31 protein-coding genes and 2 tRNA genes are annotated in these 24,159 nt (G+C 65.2%); 11 read left to right on the top strand and 22 right to left on the bottom strand.

Going from position 1 to position 24,159, the window contains the following annotated elements; genetic code table 11:
- Positions 1-45 precede the first annotated feature (45 nt).
- The 15 genes from rpsQ to rpsL form a co-directional block, all read right to left on the bottom strand.
- Positions 46-318: a 30S ribosomal protein S17 gene (rpsQ, locus tag AC07M8_RS02295; protein WP_495172814.1), complete on the bottom strand. Its 273-nt coding sequence runs from the start codon at positions 316-318 to the stop codon at positions 46-48.
- Between the two features lie 11 nt (positions 319-329).
- Positions 330-533, bottom strand: a complete 204-nt coding sequence (gene rpmC / locus AC07M8_RS02290) for a 50S ribosomal protein L29 (protein ID WP_267395902.1) — start codon at positions 531-533, stop codon at positions 330-332.
- A 1-nt stretch (position 534) separates the two neighbouring features.
- Entirely contained in the window at positions 535-969 is a 435-nt protein-coding gene (rplP, locus tag AC07M8_RS02285; protein ID WP_267395901.1) for a 50S ribosomal protein L16, read from the bottom strand.
- Between the two features lie 10 nt (positions 970-979).
- Positions 980-1,687: a 30S ribosomal protein S3 gene (gene rpsC / locus AC07M8_RS02280; protein ID WP_495172813.1), complete on the bottom strand. Its 708-nt coding sequence runs from the start codon at positions 1,685-1,687 to the stop codon at positions 980-982.
- On the bottom strand, positions 1,687-2,064 hold the full coding sequence (rplV, locus tag AC07M8_RS02275; protein WP_267395899.1) for a 50S ribosomal protein L22: 378 nt from the start codon (positions 2,062-2,064) through the stop codon (positions 1,687-1,689). Before rplV ends, rpsC begins: the two co-directional genes overlap by 1 nt.
- Positions 2,064-2,339 carry a 30S ribosomal protein S19 gene (gene rpsS, locus AC07M8_RS02270; protein WP_495172812.1) on the bottom strand — a complete coding sequence of 92 codons (276 nt, stop codon included), beginning with the start codon at positions 2,337-2,339 and terminating at the stop codon, positions 2,064-2,066. The genes rplV and rpsS overlap by 1 nt, the downstream gene beginning before the upstream one ends.
- Position 2,340: 1 nt before the next feature.
- Entirely contained in the window at positions 2,341-3,180 is an 840-nt protein-coding gene (gene rplB / locus AC07M8_RS02265; RefSeq protein WP_267395898.1) for a 50S ribosomal protein L2, read from the bottom strand.
- The gene (locus tag AC07M8_RS02260) at positions 3,180-3,497 is read right to left on the bottom strand and encodes a 50S ribosomal protein L23 (RefSeq protein WP_267395897.1); all 318 of its coding nucleotides are present in this window, start codon (positions 3,495-3,497) and stop codon (positions 3,180-3,182) included. Before AC07M8_RS02260 ends, rplB begins: the two co-directional genes overlap by 1 nt.
- Complete coding sequence (gene rplD, locus AC07M8_RS02255) at positions 3,490-4,116, bottom strand: 50S ribosomal protein L4 (protein WP_267395896.1); 627 nt, start codon at positions 4,114-4,116, stop codon at positions 3,490-3,492. The genes AC07M8_RS02260 and rplD overlap by 8 nt, the downstream gene beginning before the upstream one ends.
- Positions 4,117-4,119: 3 nt before the next feature.
- A complete protein-coding gene (gene rplC / locus AC07M8_RS02250) occupies positions 4,120-4,980 on the bottom strand; it encodes a 50S ribosomal protein L3 (protein WP_267395895.1) in 861 nt (286 codons plus the stop codon).
- Positions 4,981-5,185: 205 nt separating this feature from the next.
- Positions 5,186-5,494 carry a 30S ribosomal protein S10 gene (gene rpsJ, locus AC07M8_RS02245; protein WP_033921125.1) on the bottom strand — a complete coding sequence of 103 codons (309 nt, stop codon included), beginning with the start codon at positions 5,492-5,494 and terminating at the stop codon, positions 5,186-5,188.
- A 256-nt stretch (positions 5,495-5,750) separates the two neighbouring features.
- Positions 5,751-6,944: an elongation factor Tu gene (tuf, locus tag AC07M8_RS02240; RefSeq protein WP_267395894.1), complete on the bottom strand. Its 1,194-nt coding sequence runs from the start codon at positions 6,942-6,944 to the stop codon at positions 5,751-5,753.
- A 178-nt stretch (positions 6,945-7,122) separates the two neighbouring features.
- On the bottom strand, positions 7,123-9,219 hold the full coding sequence (gene fusA / locus AC07M8_RS02235; protein ID WP_495172811.1) for an elongation factor G: 2,097 nt from the start codon (positions 9,217-9,219) through the stop codon (positions 7,123-7,125).
- Between the two features lie 97 nt (positions 9,220-9,316).
- Positions 9,317-9,787 carry a 30S ribosomal protein S7 gene (rpsG, locus tag AC07M8_RS02230; RefSeq protein WP_267395892.1) on the bottom strand — a complete coding sequence of 157 codons (471 nt, stop codon included), beginning with the start codon at positions 9,785-9,787 and terminating at the stop codon, positions 9,317-9,319.
- 56 nt (positions 9,788-9,843) lie between these two features.
- Positions 9,844-10,215 carry a 30S ribosomal protein S12 gene (rpsL, locus tag AC07M8_RS02225; protein WP_019516007.1) on the bottom strand — a complete coding sequence of 124 codons (372 nt, stop codon included), beginning with the start codon at positions 10,213-10,215 and terminating at the stop codon, positions 9,844-9,846.
- A gap of 285 nt (positions 10,216-10,500) precedes the next feature.
- Between rpsL and AC07M8_RS02220 the strand changes: the two genes are divergently transcribed.
- The 4 genes from AC07M8_RS02220 to nusG all read left to right on the top strand — a co-directional run bounded on the left by AC07M8_RS02220 (position 10,501) and on the right by nusG (position 11,899).
- Positions 10,501-10,577 (top strand) — tRNA-Trp (locus tag AC07M8_RS02220).
- 164 nt (positions 10,578-10,741) lie between these two features.
- A complete protein-coding gene (locus AC07M8_RS02215; protein WP_495172810.1) occupies positions 10,742-10,879 on the top strand; it encodes a hypothetical protein in 138 nt (45 codons plus the stop codon).
- A 274-nt stretch (positions 10,880-11,153) separates the two neighbouring features.
- Positions 11,154-11,351 carry a preprotein translocase subunit SecE gene (secE, locus tag AC07M8_RS02210; protein WP_267395890.1) on the top strand — a complete coding sequence of 66 codons (198 nt, stop codon included), beginning with the start codon at positions 11,154-11,156 and terminating at the stop codon, positions 11,349-11,351.
- Between the two features lie 11 nt (positions 11,352-11,362).
- Complete coding sequence (gene nusG / locus AC07M8_RS02205) at positions 11,363-11,899, top strand: transcription termination/antitermination protein NusG (RefSeq protein ID WP_267395889.1); 537 nt, start codon at positions 11,363-11,365, stop codon at positions 11,897-11,899.
- 79 nt (positions 11,900-11,978) lie between these two features.
- On the opposite strand, the gene AC07M8_RS02200 is transcribed toward nusG, so the two are convergent.
- From AC07M8_RS02200 to AC07M8_RS02185, 4 genes are all read right to left on the bottom strand, one after another.
- A complete protein-coding gene (locus AC07M8_RS02200; protein ID WP_495172809.1) occupies positions 11,979-12,119 on the bottom strand; it encodes a hypothetical protein in 141 nt (46 codons plus the stop codon).
- Between the two features lie 267 nt (positions 12,120-12,386).
- Positions 12,387-12,460, bottom strand: a tRNA-Gly gene (locus tag AC07M8_RS02195).
- A gap of 134 nt (positions 12,461-12,594) precedes the next feature.
- Positions 12,595-12,954, bottom strand: a complete 360-nt coding sequence (locus tag AC07M8_RS02190) for a nuclear transport factor 2 family protein (protein ID WP_495172808.1) — start codon at positions 12,952-12,954, stop codon at positions 12,595-12,597.
- 233 nt (positions 12,955-13,187) lie between these two features.
- The gene (locus AC07M8_RS02185; RefSeq protein ID WP_495172807.1) at positions 13,188-14,081 is read right to left on the bottom strand and encodes a LysR family transcriptional regulator; all 894 of its coding nucleotides are present in this window, start codon (positions 14,079-14,081) and stop codon (positions 13,188-13,190) included.
- Positions 14,082-14,230: 149 nt separating this feature from the next.
- On the opposite strand from AC07M8_RS02185, the gene AC07M8_RS02180 reads away from it, so the two are divergent.
- Positions 14,231-15,214 carry an aldo/keto reductase gene (locus AC07M8_RS02180; protein ID WP_495172806.1) on the top strand — a complete coding sequence of 328 codons (984 nt, stop codon included), beginning with the start codon at positions 14,231-14,233 and terminating at the stop codon, positions 15,212-15,214.
- Between the two features lie 21 nt (positions 15,215-15,235).
- Here AC07M8_RS02180 and AC07M8_RS02175 read toward each other — a convergent pair whose 3' ends face one another.
- On the bottom strand, positions 15,236-16,006 hold the full coding sequence (locus AC07M8_RS02175; protein WP_495172805.1) for a competence/damage-inducible protein A: 771 nt from the start codon (positions 16,004-16,006) through the stop codon (positions 15,236-15,238).
- 54 nt (positions 16,007-16,060) lie between these two features.
- Here AC07M8_RS02175 and map point away from each other — a divergent pair, with 54 nt between their 5' ends.
- The 6 genes from map to bfr all read left to right on the top strand — a co-directional run bounded on the left by map (position 16,061) and on the right by bfr (position 22,072).
- The gene (gene map / locus AC07M8_RS02170) at positions 16,061-16,888 is read left to right on the top strand and encodes a type I methionyl aminopeptidase (protein WP_495172804.1); all 828 of its coding nucleotides are present in this window, start codon (positions 16,061-16,063) and stop codon (positions 16,886-16,888) included.
- 158 nt (positions 16,889-17,046) lie between these two features.
- Complete coding sequence (locus AC07M8_RS02165) at positions 17,047-17,301, top strand: hypothetical protein (RefSeq protein ID WP_495172803.1); 255 nt, start codon at positions 17,047-17,049, stop codon at positions 17,299-17,301.
- 91 nt (positions 17,302-17,392) lie between these two features.
- Positions 17,393-19,624 (top strand): phosphoribosylformylglycinamidine synthase subunit PurL, encoded by a 2,232-nt coding sequence (gene purL, locus AC07M8_RS02160; protein ID WP_495172802.1) that lies wholly within the window; start codon positions 17,393-17,395, stop codon positions 19,622-19,624.
- 338 nt (positions 19,625-19,962) lie between these two features.
- Positions 19,963-21,198 (top strand): DUF418 domain-containing protein, encoded by a 1,236-nt coding sequence (locus AC07M8_RS02155; protein ID WP_495172801.1) that lies wholly within the window; start codon positions 19,963-19,965, stop codon positions 21,196-21,198.
- A gap of 85 nt (positions 21,199-21,283) precedes the next feature.
- Positions 21,284-21,454, top strand: coding sequence for a (2Fe-2S)-binding protein (locus tag AC07M8_RS02150; RefSeq protein ID WP_495172800.1), 171 nt, complete (start codon positions 21,284-21,286; stop codon positions 21,452-21,454).
- Positions 21,455-21,556: 102 nt separating this feature from the next.
- Positions 21,557-22,072 (top strand): bacterioferritin, encoded by a 516-nt coding sequence (bfr, locus tag AC07M8_RS02145; protein ID WP_495172799.1) that lies wholly within the window; start codon positions 21,557-21,559, stop codon positions 22,070-22,072.
- A 178-nt stretch (positions 22,073-22,250) separates the two neighbouring features.
- Here bfr and AC07M8_RS02140 read toward each other — a convergent pair whose 3' ends face one another.
- Together AC07M8_RS02140 and der are read right to left on the bottom strand one after the other, a co-directional pair.
- Complete coding sequence (locus tag AC07M8_RS02140; protein WP_495172798.1) at positions 22,251-22,667, bottom strand: Hpt domain-containing protein; 417 nt, start codon at positions 22,665-22,667, stop codon at positions 22,251-22,253.
- Positions 22,668-22,784: 117 nt separating this feature from the next.
- Positions 22,785-24,155, bottom strand: a complete 1,371-nt coding sequence (gene der / locus AC07M8_RS02135) for a ribosome biogenesis GTPase Der (RefSeq protein ID WP_495172797.1) — start codon at positions 24,153-24,155, stop codon at positions 22,785-22,787.
- Positions 24,156-24,159: the final 4 nt, after the last annotated feature.

Here is a 24,159-nt window from a genome sequence, read left to right as displayed (position 1 = left end):
CCTTCCCTTGCACACCCGTCATCCCAGCCTCAGCCGGGGTGGCGATTATGCGTCGACGTCGACCCGCTCGGGCGTCGCATGGGTGTTAACCCGGTCGAGCACCTTCCACGTCTTCAGCTTGGACACTGGTGCGATCTCTTCGATCCGCACGGTCTCGCCCTGCTTGAACTCATTCGCCTCGTCATGGGCGTGATACTTCTTCGAACGGCGGATGATCTTGCCGTAGAGCGGGTGCTTCACCTTACGCTCGACGTTGACCACTACCGTCTTGTCGCCCTTGTCGGAGACGATCAGCCCGGTCAGCACGCGCTTTGGCATGTGCTACTTCCTTACTTGGCAGCCGCAGCGCGGGTGCGCTGAGCCTGCAGGGTCTTGATGCGGGCGATGTCGCGACGGACTTCGCGGACGCGGCTCGGCTTTTCGAGCTGGTTCGTCGCCGCCTGGAAGCGGAGGTTGAACTGCTCACGCTTGAGCTGGCCGAGGTTCTCGCTCAGCTGATCGTCGCTCTGGCCGGTGAAATCGGTGGTGGCCATGTTACTCGCCTCCGAGGTGCGAGGTGTCGCCCAGGCGGGCAACGACCTTGGTCTTGATCGGGAGCTTCATCGCAGCGCGCTCAAAGGCTTCGGCGGCCGTCTTGCCGTCGACACCGTCGAGTTCGAACAGGATGCGGCCCGGCTTGACGCGAGCTGCCCAGAACTCCGGCGAACCCTTGCCCGAGCCCATGCGGACTTCGGCGGGCTTGGACGAGACCGGCACGTCCGGGAAGATGCGGATCCACAAGCGGCCCTGACGGCGCATGTGGCGGGTGATCGCGCGGCGAGCCGCCTCGATCTGGCGGGCGGTAAGCCGATCCGGCTCCATGGCCTTGAGGCCATAAGAACCGAAGTTCAGCGTCGTGCCACCCTTGGCATCGCCATGGATCCGGCCCTTGAACGCCTTGCGGAACTTGGTGCGTTTTGGTTGCAGCATGTTCTAGTCCTTATCGGCGATCGTCGCGCGCTGGGCGCACGCCGGAGGTCTGGGCCTCCATCATCAGCCGGTCCTGCGCCATCGGGTCGTGGCCAAGGATCTCGCCCTTGAACACCCAGACCTTGACGCCGCACACGCCATAGGACGTGTGCGCGGTGGCTTCGGCATAGTCGATGTTCGCGCGGAGCGTGTGCAGCGGCACCCGACCCTCACGATAGCTCTCGGCGCGCGCGATTTCGGCGCCGCCGAGGCGGCCGCCGCAGGCGACGCGGATGCCGTCGGCACCCAGACGCATTGCCGACTGCACCGCACGCTTCATGGCGCGGCGGAAGGCGATACGACGCTCGAGCTGATCGGCAATGCCCTGCGCGACGAGCTTGGCGTCGATCTCGGGCTTGCGGATCTCGACGATGTTCAGCGACACGTCGGACTTGGTCATCGCGCCGATCGTCTTGCGCAGCTTCTCGATGTCCGAGCCCTTCTTACCGATGATCACACCGGGACGGGCAGCGAAGATCGAGATGCGGCACAGCTTGGCCGGACGCTCGATGACGACCTTGGAGATCGCCGCCTGGGGCAGCGTCTTCATGATGAACTGGCGGATCTTGAGATCCTCCAGCAGCAGCTGGCCGTATTCGGCGCCTTCGGCGAACCAGCGGCTGTCCCAGGTCCGATTGATCTGGAGCCGCATGCCGATGGGGTTGCTCTTGTGACCCATTATGCTTCTTCCTGCTCGCGCACGACGATGCGCAGACGGCTGAACGGCTTCAGGATGCGGGTGGACTTGCCACGGCCGCGGGTCGCGAAGCGCTTCATGGTGATCGACTTGCCGACCGAGGCCTCGGCGACGACGAGGGCGTCGACGTCGAGGTTGTGGTTGTTCTCGGCATTGGCGATCGCCGAGGCGAGCACCTTGCGGGCGTCAACCGCCATCGCCTTCGTCGAGAAGGAGAGGATGTTGAGCGCGTCGCCGACCTTCTTGCCGCGGATCAGCGCGGCGACGAGGCCGAGCTTCTGCGCGGAGCCGCGGATCTGCGTGCCGACCGACAGCGCTTCCTTGTCACCGACCTTGCGGGGGGATGCTGGCTTGCTCATCAGCGCTTGCCCTTCTTATCGGCGGCGTGACCCGGGAAGTAGCGCGTCGGCGCAAACTCACCCAGCTTCATGCCGACCATGTCTTCGTTGACCGACACCGGCACGAACTTGCGGCCGTTGTAGACGTTGAAGGTGAGGCCCACGAACGACGGCAGGATCGTCGAGCGCCGCGACCAGGTCTTGATCGGCGAGCGCGTGTTGGTGTCCTGAGCCGTCTCGGCCTTCTTCAGAAGGCTCAGTTCGACGAACGGGCCCTTCCAGACTGAACGAGCCATGTTAGCCCTTCCTCTTGGTCGAATGACGCGACCGGATGATCATCTTGTCGGTCGACTTATTGTGACGGGTGCGCGCACCCTTGGTCGGCTTGCCCCATGGCGTGACCGGATGACGGCCGCCCGAGGTCCGGCCTTCACCACCGCCGTGCGGATGGTCGACCGGGTTCTTGGCGACGCCGCGGGTCAGCGGACGGATGCCCATCCAGCGCGAGCGGCCAGCCTTGCCGAGGTTCTGGTTCTGGTTGTCGGGGTTCGAGACCGCGCCCACCGTCGCCATGCACTCGCCGTGGATGTAGCGCTGCTCGCCCGAGTTGAGGCGAACGATCACCATGCCGCGATCGCGACCGACGACCTGCACATAGGTGCCGGCCGAACGGGCGATCTGGCCACCCTTCATCGGCTTCATCTCCACGTTGTGGACGATGGTGCCGACCGGCATCTGGCCGAGCTCCATGGCGTTGCCCGGCTTCACGTCGGTGCGCTTGGCCGCGATCACCTTGTCACCGACGCCGAGGCGCTGGGGAGCGATGATATAGGCCTGCTCGCCGTCGGCGTAGCTGATCAGCGCGATGAACGCGGTACGATTGGGATCGTACTCGAGCCGCTCGACCGTGCCTTCGGCATCCCACTTGCGACGCTTGAAGTCGATGTAGCGATACTTCTGCTTGTGGCCGCCCGCGATGCCGCGGCTGGTCACATGGCCCTTGTTGTTGCGGCCACCGGTCTTGTGCTTGCCCTCGGTCAGCGCCTTGACGGGCTTGCCCTTCCAGAGCGACGACTTGTCGACGAGGACCAAGCCGCGGCGGGCCGGGCTCGTCGGGTTATATTGCTTGAGTGCCATTAGCCCTGGACTCCCGTCGTCACGTCGATGGACTCGCCGTCCTTCAGGGTGACAATCGCCTTCTTCACGTCAGACTTGGTGTAGGGCACGCCCTTCCACTTCTTCGTCTTGCCCTTCTGGACGATCGTGTTGACGCCCGTCACCGAGACGTTGAACAAAGCCTCGACCGCCGCCTTGATCTGCGGCTTGGTGGCGTCGTTGGCGACGCGGAACACGACGGCGTTCTGCTCGGAGAGCAGGGTCGCCTTCTCGGTGATGTGCGGCGCGAGCACCACGTCATAATGACGGATGTCGATCGCCTTCTGCTGCTTAGCCATTGAAGCGAGCCTCCAGCTTTTCGACCGCCGCGCGGGTCAGCACCAGCGTGTCATGCTTCAGGATGTCGTAGACATTGGCACCGGCGGCCGGGAGGATGTTGACCTCGCGGAGGTTGCCGGCGGCCAGGGCGAACGAGTTCTCGACGGCGTCGCCATCGATCACCAGCGCGGTCTTGCCGAAGCCGAGCTTGGCGAGATCGCCCTTGAGCGTCTGGGTCTTGCCACCCTCGACGGTCAGGCTGTCCATGATGATCAGCGAGCCGGCCTTGGCATGGCTCGACAGAGCCATCTTGAGACCGAGTGCGCGGATCTTCTTGTTCAGGCCCGGGTTGAAATCGCGGACGCGGGCGCCGTGAGCCTTACCACCGCCGATGAAGACGGGAGCGCGGCGATCGCCGTGACGAGCGGTACCGCCGCCCTTCTGGCGACCGAACTTCTTGCCGGTGCGGGCGACATCGGCGCGCTCACGCGTGCCGCGGGCCGTCTCGCGACGCTTCTCGAGCTGCCAGGTCACCACGCGGTGCAGGATGTCGGCGCGCGGATCGAGGCCGAAGACCTCGTCGTTGAGCTCGACTTCCGCGCCGGCGGTGCCGGAGAAGGACTTGGGAACGATCTTCATGTCTTAGCCCTCCTGGCCGGAAGCGGGGCCGTCGGCCGCGGGCGGAACGCTGCCCGGATCGACTTCACCAGCGCCAGCGGCGTTGGCGGCTTCGACGCCGGCCTGAACCTCTTCGGCGCTCGGCAGCGGCGGAATGTCGTGCACTGCGCCCTCTTCGACCGCAGCGATGTGGATTTCCTCGTCGTGCGCGGCAGCGCGCAGACCGGCAGGATAAGGCGCATCGGCGTGCGGGCCGACCTTGACGGCGTCCTTGACGAACAGCCAGCCGCCCTTCGAGCCGGGCACCGACCCCTTGACGAAGATCAGGCCGCGAGCCGCGTCGGTGGAGACCACCTCGAGGTTCTGCTGCGTGCGATACTTGTCACCCATGTGACCGGCCATCTTCTTGTTCTTGAAGACGCGGCCCGGATCCTGACGCTGACCGGTCGAACCGAGCGAGCGGTGCGAGACGGAGACGCCGTGGGTGGCGCGCAGACCGCCGAAGTTCCAGCGCTTCATGCCGCCGGCAAAGCCCTTACCCTGGGTACGACCCTGGATATCGACCAGCTGGCCGGCAACATAGTGATCGGCCGAGAGCTCGGCGCCGACGTCGAGGAGATTGTCCTCGGTCACGCGGAACTCATGGACAACCGCCTTGGGCTCGACTTCGGCCTTGCCGAAGTGGCCGCGCTGCGGCTTGGCGACGTTCTTCGCCTTGGCAACGCCAGCACCGAGCTGAACGGCCGTGTAACCATCGATATTCTGTTCGCGGCGGGAAACGACCTGCAACGCCTCGAGCTGCAGAACGGTGACCGGCACGTGCCGACCGTCGTCCTGGAACAGGCGGGTCATCCCCATCTTCTTCGCGATCACGCCGGTACGCATGACCTACACTCCTCACAGAGGCACCGCAGGACCATTCCTACGGTGCGTGTCAGCCCGGAAATGCGAAGCGTGCCCCCGTCCCGGGCTGGTGTCCTTACTGGTATAAGAACAGACGGGAGACGCTGCCCTGGCCGCAAGCGACCAGCGGTATCTCTTGCCGTAGCGCGCCGCGGGATCGTGCGATCGACCGCGGCGAGCCGGCGCCTTAGGCGAGTTTGATCTCGACGTCAACGCCAGCAGCGAGGTCGAGCTTCATCAGCGCGTCCACCGTCTGCGGGGTCGGCTGAACGATGTCGAGCAGGCGCTTGTAGGTACGGGTCTCGAACTGCTCGCGCGACTTCTTATCGATGTGCGGACCGCGGTTGACGGTGAACTTGTCGATGTGGGTCGGGAGCGGGATCGGGCCACGGATGAGGGCACCGGTACGACGGGCGGTATCGGCGATGTCGCCGGCAGCCTGATCGAGAACGCGATGATCGAACGCCTTCAGGCGAATACGGATGTTGTTGTCCATGGTCCCTACCGATGCGAAAGAGCGGGCCCCTTCCCTCTGCCGGCGCGAAGCTGGCATCCCCGTTGCCGGGACACCCCAGGCGATGTGCCGGGGCCAGGGCCGAAGCCGAGAAAACTCTGATTACTGTGCGACAGCGCCGCGAACGACGCTGCCTTCATTAAAAGCGAATGGCCGACCCTGGTTTCCCAGGGCCGGCCACTCAGGACCTGAACCGAAGTGAGACTCCGGTCAGGCCCTTTGCAGGCTCGCGCCTATATTACTTGTCGATGCCGCTGACAACCCCTGCGCCGACGGTCCGGCCACCCTCACGGATGGTGAAGCGCTGGCCAACGTCCATCGCGATCGGTGCGATCAGCTTGATGCCGAGGGCGATGTTGTCGCCCGGCATCACCATCTCGGTGCCCTCGGGCAGCTCGACGGTGCCGGTCACGTCCGTGGTGCGGAAGTAGAACTGGGGACGATAGTTGGCGAAGAACGGCGTGTGACGGCCACCCTCGTCCTTCGACAGCACGTAAACTTCCGACTGGAAGTCGGTGTGCGGCTTGATCGAGCCCGGCTTGCAGAGCACCTGGCCACGCTCGACTTCGTCGCGAGCGACGCCGCGGATCAGCGCGCCGACGTTGTCGCCAGCCTGGCCCTGGTCGAGCAGCTTGCGGAACATCTCGACGCCGGTGACGGTGGTCTTGCGCACGGTCGGGTGGATGCCGACGATCTCGACTTCCTCACCAACCTTGACGATGCCGGTCTCGACGCGGCCAGTGACGACGGTGCCGCGACCCGAGATCGAGAACACGTCCTCGATCGGCATCATGAACGGCTTGTCGAGCGGACGCTCGGGCTGCGGGATGTACTCGTCGACCTGCTTCATCAGCTCGAGCACGGCTTCCTTGCCGAACGTGTCGTTCGAGCCCGAGAGCGCGCAGGTGGCCGAACCCTTGATGATCGGGATATCGTCGCCCGGGAACTCGTACGAGCTGAGCAGCTCGCGGATTTCCAGCTCGACGAGCTCGAGGATTTCCTCGTCGTCGACGAGATCGACCTTGTTCATGAACACCACCATGGCCGGCACGCCGACCTGGCGGGCGAGCAGGATGTGCTCGCGGGTCTGCGGCATCGGACCGTCGGTGGCCGACACGACCAGGATCGCGCCGTCCATCTGGGCTGCGCCGGTGATCATGTTCTTCACATAGTCGGCGTGGCCGGGGCAATCGACGTGCGCATAGTGGCGGTTGGTCGTCTCATACTCGACGTGGGCGGTCGAGATGGTGATGCCGCGCTCGCGCTCCTCGGGAGCCTTGTCGATGTTCGCGAAGTCAACGGCGGTGCCGCCGGTGGTCTCTGCGAGAACCTTCGTGATCGCGGCGGTCAGCGACGTCTTGCCGTGGTCGACATGACCGATGGTGCCGATGTTGAGGTGCGGCTTGTTCCGCTCGAATTTTGCCTTAGCCATTTTCCTACCTTCTGATTCGATTTCGGTGCCGCCGGGGCCACGCGAACGCGGCCCAATAGCGACTGTTGAAAGGTAATGCCAGCCCCTCCCCGCGCGTTACCCCGGACATGGTCCGGGGTGGTTGCGGGGAAGACCGCCTGCGGCGTCACCGGGCCAGGCGAACCTGGCCCCGTGCACCTCAGGCGAGCTTTGCCTTCACCTCGTCGGCAACGTTTGCAGGCACTTCGTCGTAATGCGAGAACTGCATGCTGTACTGTGCACGGCCCTGGGTGAACGAGCGGAGCGCGTTCACATAGCCGAACATGTTGGCCAGCGGCACCATCGCATCGACCGTCTGGGCGTTGCCACGGCTGTCGGTGCCCTGGATCTGACCGCGACGGCTGTTCATGTCGCCGATGACGTCGCCGAGATAGTCCTCGGGGGTGACGACCTCGACCTTCATGATCGGCTCGAGCAGCTTGATGCCCGACTTCTGGGCCGCTTCGCGCATCGCGCCACGGGCACAGATTTCGAACGCCAGCGCCGACGAGTCGACGTCATGGTAGGCACCGTCATACAGCAGGATCTCGAAGTCGATGATCGGGAAGCCGACCAGCGAGCCCGTGGCCGCCGTCTCGCGGAAGCCCTTCTCGATCGCGGGGATAAATTCCTTCGGAATATTACCGCCCTTGATCTCGTCCTTGAAGATGATGCCCGAGCCGCGCTCGCCCGGGGTCAGCTTGACCTTCACGCGACCGAACTGACCGGTACCACCCGACTGCTTCTTGTGGGTGTAGTCGATGTCGACCGGCTTGCCGAGATACTCGCGATAAGCGACCTGCGGCGCGCCGACGTTTGCCTCGACCTTGAACTCGCGCTTCATACGATCGACCAGGATCTCGAGATGGAGCTCGCCCATGCCCTTGATGATGGTCTGGCCGCTCTCCGGATCCGAGTTCACGCGGAACGAAGGATCCTCGCGCGCCAGGCGATTGAGCGCGACGCCCATCTTCTCCTGGTCGGCCTTGGTCTTCGGCTCCACCGACAGCTCGATCACGGGCTCAGGGAATTCCATCCGCTCGAGGATGATCGGTGCGTTCATCGCACACAGCGTGTCGCCGGTCGTGGTGTCCTTGAGGCCGGCGAGAGCGACGATGTCGCCTGCGTACGCCACCTGGATGTCCTCGCGCTCGTTCGCATGCATCAGCAGCATGCGGCCGACCTTTTCCTTCTTGTCCTTGACCGAGTTGGTGACCTGCGACGCGGTCTCGAGCTTGCCCGAATAGATGCGGGCGAAGGTCAGGGTGCCCACGAACGGATCGTTCATGATCTTGAACGCCAGCGCCGAGAAGGGAACCTCGTCCGACGACGAACGCTCGTCCGGCGTGACGCCGTCGAGCTTGAGGCCCTGGATGGCGGGAACGTCGAGCGGGCTCGGCAGATAGTCGACCACGGCGTCGAGCAGGGGCTGGACGCCCTTGTTCTTGAACGCCGAGCCGCACACCACCGGCACGAATGCCATGCTGAGCGTACCCTTGCGGATCAGCTTCTTGAGGTCGGCGGTCGAGGGCTCGTTGCCTTCGAGATACGCCTCCATCAGGTCGTCGTCCTGCTCGACGGCCATCTCGATCAGCTCGCTGCGATACTTGGCGGCCTTCTCGACCAGGTCGGCCGGGATGTCCTGGTACTCGAACTTCGCGCCCAGCGACTCTTCGAGCCAGATGATCGCGCGGTTCTCGACCAAGTCGACGAGGCCCTTGAAGCCACCTTCGATGCCGATCGGGAGATACAGCACCGCCGGACGCGCGCCAAGGCGCTCGATGATCGAATCGACGCAGAAGTAGAAGTCGGCGCCGGTGCGATCGAGCTTGTTGACGAAGCACATGCGCGGCACGCCGTACTTGTCGGCCTGACGCCACACGGTCTCGGACTGCGGCTCCACGCCGGCAACGCCGTCGAAGCAGGCGACCGCGCCATCGAGCACGCGCAGCGACCGCTCGACCTCGATGGTGAAGTCGACGTGCCCGGGGGTGTCGATGATGTTGATCAGATGCTCGGGGCCCTTGCCCTCTTCGGCGCGCCACTTGCAGGTCGTCGCGGCCGACGTGATCGTGATGCCGCGCTCCTGCTCCTGCTCCATCCAGTCCATGGTCGCGGTGCCCTCATGGACCTCGCCGATCTTGTAGGACTTGCCGGTGTAATAAAGAATGCGCTCGGTGGTGGTCGTCTTGCCGGCATCGATGTGCGCCATGATGCCGATGTTGCGATACTTCTCGAGCGGATGGCTGCGGGCCATGATCGATCTTCCTCAAGCAATGTGGGGAGCCGGTTTGGCCCGGCTCCCCATCATATAGGTCGTAAAGGTTTCCAGCGGAAGACCGCCGGCGCCGCTGTTACCAGCGGTAGTGCGAGAAGGCGCGGTTGGCTTCGGCCATGCGATGCGTGTCTTCGCGCTTCTTGACCGCGTTGCCGCGGTTGTTCGAAGCGTCCAGCAGCTCGCCCGACAGACGCGCTGCCATGGTGTTCTCGCTGCGGGCGCGGGCTGCGGTGATCAGCCAGCGGATCGCGAGCGCCTGGGCGCGCTCGGGACGCACCTCGACGGGGACCTGGTAGGTCGCACCGCCGACGCGGCGCGAGCGGACCTCGATGCCCGGCTTGATGTTGTTCAGCGCGTCATGGAACACGCCGATCGGCTCGCGCTTGGCGCGGGTCTCGACGGTCTCGAGCGCACCATAGACGATGAGCTCCGCGACGGACTTCTTGCCGTCGAGCATCACCGAATTCATGAACTTCGAAAGAACCTCATCACCGTACTTCGGATCGGGGAGGATGATACGCTTTTCTGGGCGGCGGCGACGTGCCATTTCAAATTCCTTCTAAACTTCAGCCATGCGAGGGTCGGCCATGATGGCCGACCGGCTTACTTCGGACGCTTGGCGCCGTACTTGGAACGCGACTGACGCCGGTCCTTCACACCCTGCGTATCGAGCACGCCGCGCAGGACGTGGTAGCGAACGCCGGGAAGATCGCGCACACGACCACCGCGGATCAGGACCACCGAGTGCTCCTGGAGGTTGTGACCCTCGCCCGGGATGTAGCTGATGACTTCGCGCTGGTTGGTCAGGCGGACCTTGGCCACCTTGCGCAGCGCCGAGTTCGGCTTCTTCGGGGTCGTAGTGTAGACGCGGGTGCAGACGCCGCGCTTCTGCGGGTTCTGTTCCATCGCAGGGACCTTAGACTTGGCCTTCTGCGGATCGCGGCCCTTGCGGACCAGCTGGTTAATCGTGGGCATGAAGCCTTCACCTCTCAAAGGGTTACTTTGCTGGAGCCATCACAGCACTATGGAATACAAAAAGGGACGTGGAGGCGATTCTGCCACCCCGGCCCGTCAATGCATCCAGCAATGTTCAAGCGTGTCCGCCGCACCAATTAGTCCGACGAACGGGCGGGCCTATACGGCGGGAGTCGGTTCGGGTCAACGGCCCCGCACCACGCTCGCGACAGCGCCAAGCTGACATTCGCCCCGCGCTACCCGCTTGCCCTTCCGGAATCATGGCGGTAGAGGGCGCGGCACTGCAGGGGCGTAGCTCAGTTGGTTAGAGCGTCGGTCTCCAAAACCGAAGGCCCTCGGTTCGAATCCGAGCGCCCCTGCCAGCCTCCCAGCATCGTCGACCCACTGTTCAGCGAGCCGCAGCACTGCGGCGCAGCATGCCTGATCATGGCCGCGCGCCTGGCTTGCAACATAGTTGCTGTAACATTTAGCAATTTCCGTAAAATTCGGGTGACGGCACAAGCTGCGTTGTTTTAGAGCTGTGGGCATGGACGAGTTCACCCGATATTCCATCGTTTACGCCATTATCGGCGTTGTTGTGGTGGTAGGCCTGCCGATGTCATTGATCTTCCTGCGCAAGCGCGAGAAGCTGCGCCGGCGCGGCATCAAGACTTACGGCCACTGATTGCGCGGCGCTGCAGCCGAACGCGGCAACATGGCCCCTGCTGCGACGCACCATCATCGAGCCATGGCGTAGTTTCTGCCCTGCCGCCGGCGTGACGGCGCCGCGCCACCCCGCCCTTCCGCCCCGCCCTTGCCTTTCCCCTCGGCGGAGGCTATTTGCGCGGACCATCCGATAGCGAGGATTGGCGCACCGGTTTCCTCGAACGGGGAAAGCGGTGGGCGGATCATGCCTCGCTGACGGGAATTTCAGTCATTATAGCGGGTTTAAACGACACGTGGCGAAGACGACCCCCATCGAGTTCATCCGGCAGGTTCAGACCGAGACCAAGAAGGTCATCTGGCCGACCCGCCGCGAGACGATCATGACGGGCGTCATGGTGGTGATCATGACCACCATCCTCGCGTTGTTCTTCCTGGGCGTCGATTCGTTCTTCCACGCGATCGTCCAGCAACTCCTCAAGCTCGCAGTATAAGAAGGGCCATCATGGCGCGCTGGTACATCATTCACGCCTATTCGGGCTTCGAGGGCAAGGTTCGCGACCAGATCATGGCCGACGCCACCCGGCTCGGCCTTGACCAGCTGGTCGAGCAGATCGAGGTTCCGACCGAGACCGTCACCGAGGCCCGCCGCGGCAAGAAGATCGCGGTCGAGCGCAAGTTCATGCCGGGCTATGTGCTCGCCAAGCTCAACATGAACGACGACGTCTACCACCTCGTCAAGAACACCCCCAAGGTGACCGGCTTCCTCGGCTCGATGGGCAAGCCCCAGGCGATCAGCGAGGCCGAGGCCGCGCGGATGCTCAATTCGAAGGAAGAGGCCGCCGCGGCGCCCAAGCAGAAGATCAAGGTCGATTACGAGATCGGCGATGCGGTCAAGGTGCTCGAGGGGCCGTTCGCGAGCTTCAACGGCATCGTCGAGGAGCTCGACTTCGACAAGTCCAAGGTCAAGGTGTCGGTGTCGATCTTCGGTCGCGCCACGCCAGTCGAACTCGAGTTCGAGCAGGTCGAGCGCAGCAAGTAAGCGCGCGTCGTCTGTCGGCACGAAAAAGGCCGGGACTGAGAGGTCCCGGCCTTTTCGTGTCACGCGCTGATCGCGATGATCAGGCGGCGATTGCCGAAAGCGCCTCATCCCCGCCGTGACGGGTGGCGGACGAACGATCCTCGATCGTCTGGTTGAGCACGCCGATCGCGGCGGCTAGGTGGAGCGCGACCAGAGGGTCCGACGCATCCGCTTCGATCATCGCCTCCGTTAAGGTAAGTCGCAGGTCATTCATTCGCGTCGTCGTATTTTTCTGCATCAAATCATCAACATGCCGCAGATGCGCAGGTTCCGCCGATGCTTAACGTTAACCCTTTTTGCTCGGCGAAAGGTTGGCGGGGTGCGGTGGATGCCGATCCCGCGCGAGCCAATCGTTCAAGCCGGTTCGTTGCCGGTCACGTGCAGCTTCAGAGAATAAACTGCCGGCGTGCTGCCCGGCAACGATCGGCGCCAGCGGCGCTTGCGATCATGGAGCGGGTGAAGGGAATCGAACCCTCGTCGTAAGCTTGGGAAGCTTCTGCTCTACCATTGAGCTACACCCGCAAGGCCCCGGTTGCTTGGGGCTTATCGCGCCAGCTGCCGTGTCGTTCCGCCGGTATACCGACACGTCCGGTGCAGCTGATGCGAGGTCGCCTCTAGCGTGGCTCTGGAGCCCGCGCAAGACGTGGCCCGGCCGCTCAAGGCCGGGCGATGATCGTCGCCTGCCGCGCGGTAAGTTTCCATCGGCCGCCGACGGGTGTCCACAAGTCGGTGAACCGGCAATGCACCTCAAGGGCGGCGGCCCCGTCCGCTTGCCTGGGCAGGACGATCTCCTCGCCCATCAGCAACACCATATCGCCCCGCATTCCCGCATAGTCGACCACGCGATCGTAGCGCGCATAGCTGATCTTGCCGGCGGCGCTGCGTTGCCCGGTGGCGCCCTTCACCGACACGCCATTTTGTGGATTGTTGACCGCGAGATCGTCGGCCAGCAGCGCGGCGAAACCGGCATGATCGTTGCTGACGGCGGCCCGATCGATCGCATCGACCGCCGCCAACGCCCCGGCGATGCGACTGTCGCGCGGCCGCGGCGACGTCGGGGGCGCCGGGCTTCCAGGCGGCACAGAGCGGCGCGGGCAGAATTGTTCCGCTGAGCAGCAGGCATCCCATCAGCAGCCGAACATCCATGGCAACGACTCCAAGGTATTCGGCGCAAGCTGCCACGCGCACAGGCTCGCAGATAGGGATGTCGGGCAGCGACCTGGCCGGGCCAGTCGGAGAGGCGCCACGGCTATCCGCGATAGCGCAGCGCCTCCAGCAGCAGGCTGAACGCCGGCGACGGCTGGCGGCGGCTGGGGTAATAGAGGTGATGGCCGTCGAACGGCTCGCACCAGTCGTCCAGCACCCGCACGAGCGTGCCCGCTGCGATCTGAGGCATGGCGTGATCCTCGATCATGAAGGCGATGCCATGGCCGGCGATCGCCGCCTCGATGGTGAGATCGACGTCGTTGAGTACCAATTGCCCTTCCACCTTCACGTTCAGCGCGCGGCCGTCCTTCTCGAACTCCCACACATAGAGCGAACCGGCGCTGACCAAGCGCAGGTTGATGCAGCGGTGACGGGCGAGATCCCCCGGCGTCAACGGCACGCCATGCGCGGCAAAATAGGCTGGGGAGCCGACCGCCGCTATCCGCAGGTTCGGGCCGATCCGCACCGCGATCATGTCCTTTTCCAACCGCTCGCCGAGCCGCACCCCGGCGTCAAACCGCTCGGCGACGATGTCGGTGAGGCCGCTGTCGATATTCAGCTCTACCTCGATGTCGGGATTGGCGGCGGTGAGCCGATCGATCACCGGCCACAGGATCGTCCGTGCGGCGTGCTTGGACGTGGTGATGCGGATGGTCCCCGCAGGCCGCTCGCGCAATTCGGTCAGCGACGAGAGCTTGGCGTCGATCTCTTCGAGCGCCGGGCGCAGCGTTTCCAGCAATCGCTCGCCTGCCATGGTAGGGGCGACGCTGCGGGTGGTGCGGGTCAACAGGCGCAGGCCGAGCTTCGCTTCGAGCCGGCGCATGGCGTGGCTGAGTGCCGATTGCGACACCCCGAGCCGCGCCGCGGCGCGCGTGAAATTGCGCTCGTCCGCCACGGCGAGGAACATGGCGAGGCTGCCGAGATCCTCACGTCGCATGGCATGCGTCTGATTGCTGTGGTTTCATGACGCAGGATCATAGGCTCGATCCACATGGCCCGTCTAATCGGATCAATGCCAAACGCCTATCTGGGCCGTGAAGCGCGATGCCGACGGTGTTGCGCGCCACAGCACAGAGGAACGGACTGATGGACAAGCGGACGTTGGGGCAGAGCGGACTTGAGGTATCGGCAATGGGCCTCGGCTGCATGGGATTGAGCTTCGGCTATGGTCCTGCCACCGATCGGGGCGAGGCGATCGCGCTGATCCGCGCGGCGCATGAGCGGGGCGTGACCTTCTTCGATACCGCGGAAGCCTATGGCCCCGGCATCAACGAGGAGGTCGTCGGCGAGGCGCTGGCGCCGGTCCGCGACCAGGTGGTGATCGCGACCAAGTTCGGCTTCAAAAACGGCGTACCGACCGACGGCCTCGACAGCCGGCCCGGGCGCATCCGCCAGGTCGCCGACGAAGCGCTGATGCGGCTCGGCACCGATCGCATCGATCTGTTTTACCAGCATCGCGTCGATCCGGCGGTGCCGATGGAGGAGGTCGCCGGCACCGTGAAGGAGCTGATCCAGGCCGGCAAGGTAAAGCATTTCGGCCTATCAGAGGCAGGCCCGGCGTCGATCCGCAGCGCCCATGCCGTGCAGCCCGTGGCGGCGTTGCAGAGCGAGTATTCGATGTTCTGGCGCGAACCCGAGGCCGAGATCCTGCCGCTGCTGGAGGAACTCGGGATTGGGTTCGTGCCCTTCTCGCCGCTCGGCAAGGGTTTCCTGACGGGGCGGTTCGACCAGAACACCGTCTTTGCCGCCGACGACTTCCGCAGCAAGGTGCCGCGGTTCCAGGCCGATGCGCTCAAGGCCAACCAGGCGTTGGTCACGCTCGTCGGATCGATCGCCGCGGAAAAGCAGGCGACGCCGGCCCAAGTCGCGCTCGCCTGGCTGCTCGCGCAGAAGCCGTGGATCGTGCCCATCCCCGGCACGACCAAGCTCACCCGGCTAGAGGAGAATCTGAACAGCGTCGCCGTGACGCTGACGCCCGAGGATCTCACCCGCATCGCCGCGGCGCTTGACGGCATCGAATTGCAGGGCGAGCGCTACGCTGCCTCGCACCAGCGCATGATCAACCGCTGACCGGCGAGATCGCCGGCGGTGTCATATGCCGCCGGCGATTACCTCGCGGCCGGTATCCTCGAGCGCGCGGGTGAGATCGGCCAGGCAGGTGTCGACCTGCTCCTCGCTGGGGCTGCGAACGACGAAATTGGCGCCGACGCGCCCATCGCGGAAGAACGGATAGCTGCCGATCGACACCCCCGGGTGGCTCCGCTCCGCGTCGCGGAGCAAATCGGCCACTTCGCTCTCGGCGATCCAGCCGCCGATCGACTTGGACACCACCGGCCGGCCACCCTCCAGCGTGCCGGTCAGCGACTCGAGCATGCCGGCGGTGATGTGCGGCACCCCGGCCATGATGAAGACGTTGGCCAGGCGGATGCCCGGCGCGCCCGATACCCGGTTCTCGATCAGCCCGGCGCCCTCGGGCACCCGCGCCATGCGCGCGCGCGCCTCGGTTAGCCCGCCGCGGGTGGCGTAATAACGCCCGAGCCCGGCCATCGCTTCCGGGTGATGGACGACGCCGACCCCGAACGCCGCGGCGATCGCGTCCACGGTAATGTCATCATGGGTGGGGCCGATGCCGCCGGTGGTGAACAGATAGTCGTTGCGCGCGCGCAGCGTGTTGACCGCCTCGACGATCGCCGCGGTGCGATCCGCCACCACCCGGACCTCGGCAAGGCGGATGCCCTGGACGTTGAGCCAACTCGCGAGCTGCGCGACGTTCTTGTCCTGGGTGCGACCGGACAAGATCTCGTCGCCGATCACCACCAGCGCCGCCGTCCAGATCCGCTCCTCGCTGATGCCCGTTGCCATGACCATGCGCATAGCCTCGCAAATTCCGATCCGTCACGCTATATCGCGTGGATCATGACCGAATATGTGACCGTCACTTCCGATGCGCTCGATGGCCGCACAGGCGCCATCAAGCTCCATGGCCCCGCCGCCTTCGCCGGCATGCACAAGGCCGGCAAGCTCGCCGCCGAGACGCTCGACATGCTGGTGCCGCACATGGTGCCCGGCGTCACCACCGCGGAGATCGACCGGCTGATCTACGCGTTCATCGTCGCCGGCGGCGGCGTGCCCGCGACGCTCGGCTATCGCGGCTACAGCCATTCCACCTGCATCTCGATCAACCATGTCGTCTGCCACGGCATCCCCAGCGAGAAGACGCTGAAGTCGGGCGACATCGTCAACGTCGACGTGACGCCGATCGTCGATGGCTGGCATGGCGACACCAGCCGGATGTATTTGATCGGCGACGTGCCGCTCAAGGCCAAGCGGCTGGTAGAGGTGACGTATGAGTGCCTGATGATCGGCATCGAGCAGGCCAAGCCCGGCAACCACATGGGTGATGTCGCCAACGCCATCCAGCGCCATGCCGAAAAGCACCGCTATGGCGTGGTCCGCGATTTCTGCGGCCATGGAGTCGGCCGGCTGTTCCATGACGCGCCCGAGGTGGTTCATGTCGGGCGGCCGGGCACCGGGCCGGAATTGAAGCCCGGGATGATCTTCACCATCGAACCGATGATCAATATCGGCCGGCCCGACGTCAAGCTGCTCGACGATGGCTGGACCGCGGTGACGCGCGACCGCTCGCTCTCCGCGCAGTTCGAGCATTCGATCGGGATCACCGACACCGGCTGCGAGATCTTCACCGCCAGCCCGAAGGGTTTTCACCAGCCGCCCTACGCCTGAACGCCACCGCTTGGCGCGTGCCGCCAAGGGTTGGCGGGCCAGGACAGCAGGCTAAAAACGTCAATTGTGCTGGTTCAGCGACTTAGTACACTGGCACACCTCCTGCAAAGGAACGTCTGCAGGCCATGAGCCTGCGGACGATTTCCCAGGAGACTGCCATGACGATGATTGCCACCCTGCTCGCCGCCGCTGCCCTTGCTGCCGGCGCCCCTGCTCCCGAGGCGGCAGTGCCGGTCGCCAAGTCGCAGGCGCAGCCCTCGCGCTACGCCGTCCGCTATGACGCCAAGACCGATCTTTACTGCCTGCGCGACCGCCAGGCGCAGCCGGTAACGGGCACTCGCCTGGTGCCGCAGGAATGCAAGACCAGCAGCCAGTGGGCCGCACAGGGACTGACCATCGGCCGCAAGAACTGATCGACGCACGCCGCACCTCGGCGTGCAGACGCCGGGGTGCGGTCGCGCGGCGCTACTGGCCTCCGACGCAATGCGCCGCTAAAGGCGCGGCATGACCGAGATCACCCCCCAGATCGTCGCCGAGCACGGCCTTTCTCCCGAGGAATATGACCGCGTCCTCCACGCGCTGGGCCGCGAGCCCAATCTGGTCGAGCTCGGCATCTTTTCGGTGATGTGGTCCGAGCATTGCTCGTACAAATCGTCGCGCCGCCATCTCAAGAAGCTGCCCACCACCGGCCCCCAGGTGATCTGCGGCCCCGGCGAGAATGCCGGCGTGGTCGACATCGGGGACGGCCAGGCGGCGATCTTCAAGATGGAGAGCCATAACCACCCCTCGTACATCGAGCCCTATCAGGGCGCGGCGACGGGCGTCGGCGGCATCCTGCGCGACGTCTTCACCATGGGCGCGCGACCGGTGGCCAATCTCAACGCGCTGCGCTTCGGCCGGCCCGATCATCCCAAGATGCGCCACCTGATCGCCGGCGTCGTCCACGGCATCGGCGGCTACGGCAATTGCGTCGGCGTGCCCACGGTGGGTGGCGAGGTCAATTTCCACGCCGCCTATGACGGCAACATCTTGGTCAACGCGATGACCGTCGGCATCGCCGATACCGACAAGATCTTCTATTCGGCCGCGAGCGGCATCGGCAACCCGATCGTCTATGTCGGCTCCAAGACCGGGCGCGACGGCATTCATGGCGCGACCATGGCCTCGGCCGACTTCGGCGAGGATTCGGACGAGAAGCGCCCCACCGTCCAGGTCGGCGATCCCTTTACCGAAAAGCTGCTGATCGAGGCCTGCCTCGAGCTGATGGCGACCGACGTGATCGTCGCCATCCAAGACATGGGCGCGGCCGGCCTCACCTCGTCGAGCGTCGAGATGGCGTCCAAGGGCGGGGTCGGCATCGAGCTGGTGATGGACGACGTGCCCCAGCGCGAAACCGGGATGACGCCCTATGAGATGATGCTGTCGGAGAGCCAGGAGCGGATGCTCATGGTCCTGAAGCCCGGCCGCGAGGCCGAGGCCGAGGCGATCTTCCGCAAGTGGGAGCTCGATTTCGCGGTGATCGGCCATGTCACCGATACGGGCCGCATGGTGCTCAAGTTCAAGGGCGAGACGGTGTGCGACATCCCGCTCGATCCCCTCGCCGACGAGGCACCGAACTACGATCGGCCCTGGGTGCGCACCGAGGCTCCTGCCCCGCTCGAGAACCTGCCCGAAAGCAGCGACATCGCGGCCGATCTCGTCACGCTGATGGGCTCGCCCGATCTCGCCAGCCGGCGCTGGATCTGGGAGCAATATGATTCGATGGTCGGCGGCGACACGGTGCAGCGCTCGGGCGGCGACGCCGCGGTGGTCCGCGTCCACGGGACGACCAAGGGCCTCGCGATCAGCACCGATTGCACCCCGCGCTATTGCTATGTCGACCCCTATGAGGGCGGCAAGCAGGCGATCGCGGAATGCTGGCGCAACCTTACCGCGGTCGGTGCGACGCCGCTCGCCACTACCGACTGCATGAACTTCGGCAACCCGCAGCGGCCCGAGATCATGGGCCAGTTCGTCGGCTGCATCGAGGGCATGGCCGAGGCGTGCACCGCGCTCGACTTCCCGATCGTGTCGGGCAACGTCAGCCTCTACAACGAAAGCCGCGCCGACGACGGCACCGGCACCGCGATCCTGCCGACCCCGGCGATCGGCGGCATCGGCCTGCTCGCCGATTGGAGCCGCAGCGCAACCATCGCCTTCAAGGACACCGGCGACATCATCCTCGCGGTCGGCGCGCGTGGCGGCCATCTCGGCCAGTCGCTGTGGCTGCGCGAGGTCCATGGGCTCGACGGCCGCGACGCCGGCCCGCCGCCGCCGGTCGACCTTGCCGCCGAGAAGACGACGGGCGAATTGATCCGCAACGGCATCGTCACCGGGCAGCTGACCGCGGTGCATGATGTCTCCGACGGCGGCCTGGCGGTGGCGATCGCCGAGATGGCGCTGGCCGGCAACATCGGCGCGATGATCGATCGCAAGCAGCCCTATGGCTGTGCCCGCTCGTTCTTCGCCGAGGACCAGGGCGTCTATGTCGTCACGATCAACGATCATGCCATGCTCGATTTCCTCGGCCAGGCGCATGCCGCCGGCGTCGAGGTCGAGCCGCTCGGCCGCACCGGCGGCAAGCGGCTGATCTTCGAGCGCCCCGATCGCGACGACGTCGTCGCGCTGGACACGCTGCGGACGGCCCACGAGGGCTTCTTCCCCGCGCTGATGGGCGAGGACGCCGCGCTGGCCTGACCGGGCCTGACGCTTCGTTTCAGGCTTCCCGTCATCCCGCGCTCGTTGCGGCGTGACTGGAGGCAGGACGCGGATGGCCGCATCTTCCCCTCCGTCATCCCAGCGCAAGCTGGGGTCTCCCGCCGCGCCGTCCCGCGCCGTCGCCAGAGATCCCAGCTTGCGCTGGGATGACGGCTTGGGGCTTGCAGCTTGTGGTCTGCGGATTGAACCTTGCGGCTTGCGGCTTGCGTCCTGCGTCCTGCGTCCTGCGTCTTGCAGGTGCCACGCACCCGCCCGGTTCACCTCGCGCGACAAATCTGCCACACGATTGCCAGGCAAGGCGGGGTACAGGCGACATCATGGCAACAGCAGCACCGGCACGGATCACGACGCTGGACGTGATCCGCGGCGCCGCGGTGATGGGTATCCTCGTCGCCAATCTGCCGGCGTTCGCGTTGCCCGAAGCCGCCTATTTTTCGCCCGCGGCCTGGGGCGGATCGACCGGGGCGAACCAGTGGGTGTGGCTCGCCACCTTCGTGCTGGTCGAAGGCAAGATGCGCGGGCTGTTCACCCTGCTGTTCGGCGCCTCGATGCTGCTGGTGATCGACCGCGCCGAGGCCAAGGGCGAGAACGCCGCCGCGGTCCATTACCGGCGCATGGCGGTGCTGCTGCTAATCGGCTGCCTGCACCTCTATCTGTTCTGGTGGGGCGATATCCTCAGCCATTATGCGCTGGTCGGAGGAATCGCCTTCCTGTTTCATCGCCTGCCGGCGCGCTCGCTGGTGATCGCGGGATTACTGCTGCTCGCGCTCGACTGGATCATCGGGATCATGGGCACGCTGGCAATCTTCGCCAGCGGCGCGCGCAACACACCGACGGCGATCGCCACCTGGAACGCGTTCGCCACCAGCTTCGGCGTACCGCCTGCGGCCGATCTCGCCAGCCAGATCGCAGCGATCCGCGGCGGGTTCGCCGAGGGCGTCGCCTGGCGGTGGAGCAACGCCGCCGGCCCGTTCTCGACGCTGTCGCTGGTCGGCCCCGAGACGCTGAGCGCGATGCTGATCGGCATGGCCACCTTCCGCTCGGGGTTCATCACCGGCGCCTGGCCGCGTGCGCGATATCGGCGCTGGGCGATCGTCTGCCTCGGCCTGTCGCTGGTCGGATATGCGTTGCTCGGCCGCGCCACCATCGCGCACGGCTTCGACCAGCGCTGGGTGTTTCTCGGCTCGGTCGGCGCCTCGGCGCCCATCCGGCTGCTCGGCGCAATCGGCTATGCGGCGCTGTCTATGCTGCTGATCCGGCCCGGCGGCTGGCTGTCCGCGCGGCTCGCCGCCACCGGACGCGCCGCCTTCACCAACTATCTCGGCACGACCTTGCTGATGACGTTCATCTTCTCGGGCTGGGGGCTTGGCCAGTTTGCACGGTGGGATCGCGCGACGCTTTACTGGCTGGTGCCGATCGCCTGGACGATCATGCTCGGCTGGTCCCGGCCGTGGCTCGCCCGCTACCGGTTCGGCCCAATGGAATGGGCGTGGCGCAGCCTCGCGCGATTTGCGCCGCAGCCGATGCGTGGTGGCGCGACTGCGACGGACTGAGTCGCTTTACTGCGAATCATGCGCAAATGCGCTTGCGAGTGGTTCTCATTATCGCTAGTTCCGACGCTATTGCGAAGGAGCCTCCATGGTCGTCTGCGTGTGCAATGCCATCCGTGAAAACCAGGTACGCGAAATGGCGCGCGGCGGCTGCATGACCGCCTGCCAGGCCTACCGGGCGCTCGGCTGCGAGCCGAAATGCGGCCAATGCACGGTGGTAGCGCGAGCCATTATCGACACAGAGCGCGCTGCTGCCTGACAGTCGCAGCCGGAAAATCCGCAGAAATCAGCCGTTTTTGGGACTTGCCGTAGCCTGAGCCTGCGCCGTACAAGCACGGTTGGAGGTATACGGAGCATGGCAATGAAGGGCGACCCGCGGGTCATCGAGTTCTTGAACGAGGCGCTCAGGAACGAGCTCACCGCGATCAACCAATATTGGCTGCACTATCGGATGCTCGATCACTGGGGCGTCTACAAGCTGGCCCAATATGAGCGGATGGAATCGATCGACGAGATGAAGCACGCCGACTGGCTGTCGGAGCGCATCCTGTTTCTCGACGGCCTGCCCAATTTCCAGCTGCTCGGTCGGCTGCGCATCGGCGAGACGGTGGAGGAAGTGCTCCGCTCCGATCTCGCGATGGAAGTGGAAGCGGTCGGCCAGCTCAAGGGCGCGATCGCCTATTGCGAAGAAGTCCGCGACTATATCAGCCGCGACCTGTTCGCGCGGATCCTTGCCTCGGAAGAAGAGCATGTCGACACGCTCGAGCGCCAATTCGAGATGATCGAGCGAATGGGCATCCACAATTACATCCAGCTGAACTCGGTCAGCGAGCATGACTCGCCGAAGACTGGCGCGGCGCCCTATTTGAAGGGGTGAAGGAACGGGAGAGGCGACGCCTCTTCCCCTCGCCATCACACTAAAGTTGGTTCAGCATCCATGGCCTGCACCGTCCGCACGCTCGCGGCCCCGTTGGGTCATGGATCCTGAAACGAGTTCAGGATGACCGACGGTGCGAGCGCAGGCGCCGGCTTGGACCAGCGGCGCTCCCTACCACTTAGACCGTCTTACGCCCGAAGCCGCCGACCTGCGGCCGGCGCGACACCAGCGGGTTGGCCTCGCGCTCGAGCAGCGACAGCGTCTCGAAGAACAGCGGGCGCAGCTTGACGACATGCTCCAGCGCTTCCTCGCAGCTATCCTGCCGCTCGACGCAGTCGCGCGCGATTTCCTCGATGGTTTCGGCAAGCGCGCCCAGCGGCTCGGCGCCGAACTGGCGCGATTCGCCTTTCAGCGTATGGGCGGGGATGACCATGGCGGCGGCATTGTTGCCGCGCATCGCCTGCTCGATCGCCGAGACCGACTTCACCCCATCCTCGCGGAAATAACCGAGAATGCGCACGAACCCGGCGCCCAGCTCGCTGCGCGCCTGCGCAAAAGCCGTCCAATCCACCAACGTGCTGCCTTCGAACGACACTGCCTTCTCCCTTGGCCGCGGCGAAATTTCCCGCGAAGGTCTGGCCGCCTTGCTAGACACAATCGGTAAACATGACGTTGCCGATAGGGCCGATGCGTCAGGGATCGAACGAAAAATTTACCGGTCCGTATCGAACGGATTCTTCGGCGCGCGGAAGGTGATCCGCACCGGCACTGCGCCGAAGCCCAATTGCGCACGCATCGAGTTGACCAGATAGCGCTCGTAACTTGCCGGCAATTGATCAACGCGGGTGCCGAAGATCACGAAGCTTGGTGGCCGCGTCTTGATCTGGGTGACATAACGCATCTTGATCCGCTTGCCGCCGGGCGCTGGCGGCGGATTGGCCTCGATTGCTTTTTCGAACCAGCGGTTGAGCTCGCCGGTGCCGACCCGCTTGGACCAGGCATCGCGCACCTCGAAGGCAGCGCCCATCAACTGGTCGATACCCTTGCCGGTGGCGGCGGAGACGGTGAGCACCGACACGCCCTTGACCTGGCTGAGCCCATCCTCGAGCGCGCGCTTGACGCCGTTGAACAGCGACGAGGCGTTTTCGGCGACGTCCCATTTGTTGAGCGCGATCACCAGTGCACGGCCTTCCTCGAGAACGCGATCGGCGATGCGCAGGTCCTGCGCCTCGAGCCCCAGCGTCGCGTCGAGCAGCAACACCACCACCTCGGCGAAATCGACCGCGTGGAGCGCGTCGGCGACCGACATCTTTTCGAGCTTGTCCTGCACCTTGGCGCGCTTGCGCATGCCGGCGGTGTCGATCAGCCGGACCGGATAGACCCCGCCGCCCGGCGCATGCCATTCCCAGTCGATCGCGATCGAATCGCGAGTGATGCCGGCCTCGGGCCCGGTGATCATCCGGTCTTCGCCGAGGATGCGGTTGATCAGCGTCGACTTGCCCGCGTTCGGGCGGCCGACGATGGCAAGTTTGAGCGGCGCGTCGGGGCGGTCGTCATCCTCCTCCACCTCGTCCTCGTCCGCCTTGTCGATGTGCGGCAACAGGCCTTCGAACAGGTCGGCGAGGCCTTCGCCATGCTCGGCCGATACCTGCACGGGATCGCCGAAGCCGAGGCTGAGCGATTCGAGCACGCCCTGCTCGCCGGCGCGGCCTTCCGCCTTGTTGGCGACCAGCACGACAGGGGTGGTGGAGGCGCGCAGCCAGCGTGCGATCTCTTCGTCGAGCGGGACGATGCCGGCGCGTGAATCGAACAGGAACAAGGCGACATCGGCCTGGGCGACCGCCGCCTCGGTCTGCTGGCGCATCCGGCCGGGCAGCGATTCGGCGTCCTGGTCTTCATAGCCGGCGGTATCGATCACGCGGAAATCGAGGCCGAGCATGTTGGCATCGCCCTCGCGGCGATCACGGGTCACGCCGGGCCGATCGTCGACCAACGCGAGCTTCTTGCCGACGAGGCGGTTGAACAGCGTCGACTTGCCGACATTGGGACGGCCGACGATAGCGACGGTGGGGAGACGAGGCATAGCG

The organism is Sphingomonas sp. GW821-FHT09E03, assembly GCF_059416225.1.
This window is presented reverse-complemented; position numbering and strand designations above follow the sequence as displayed.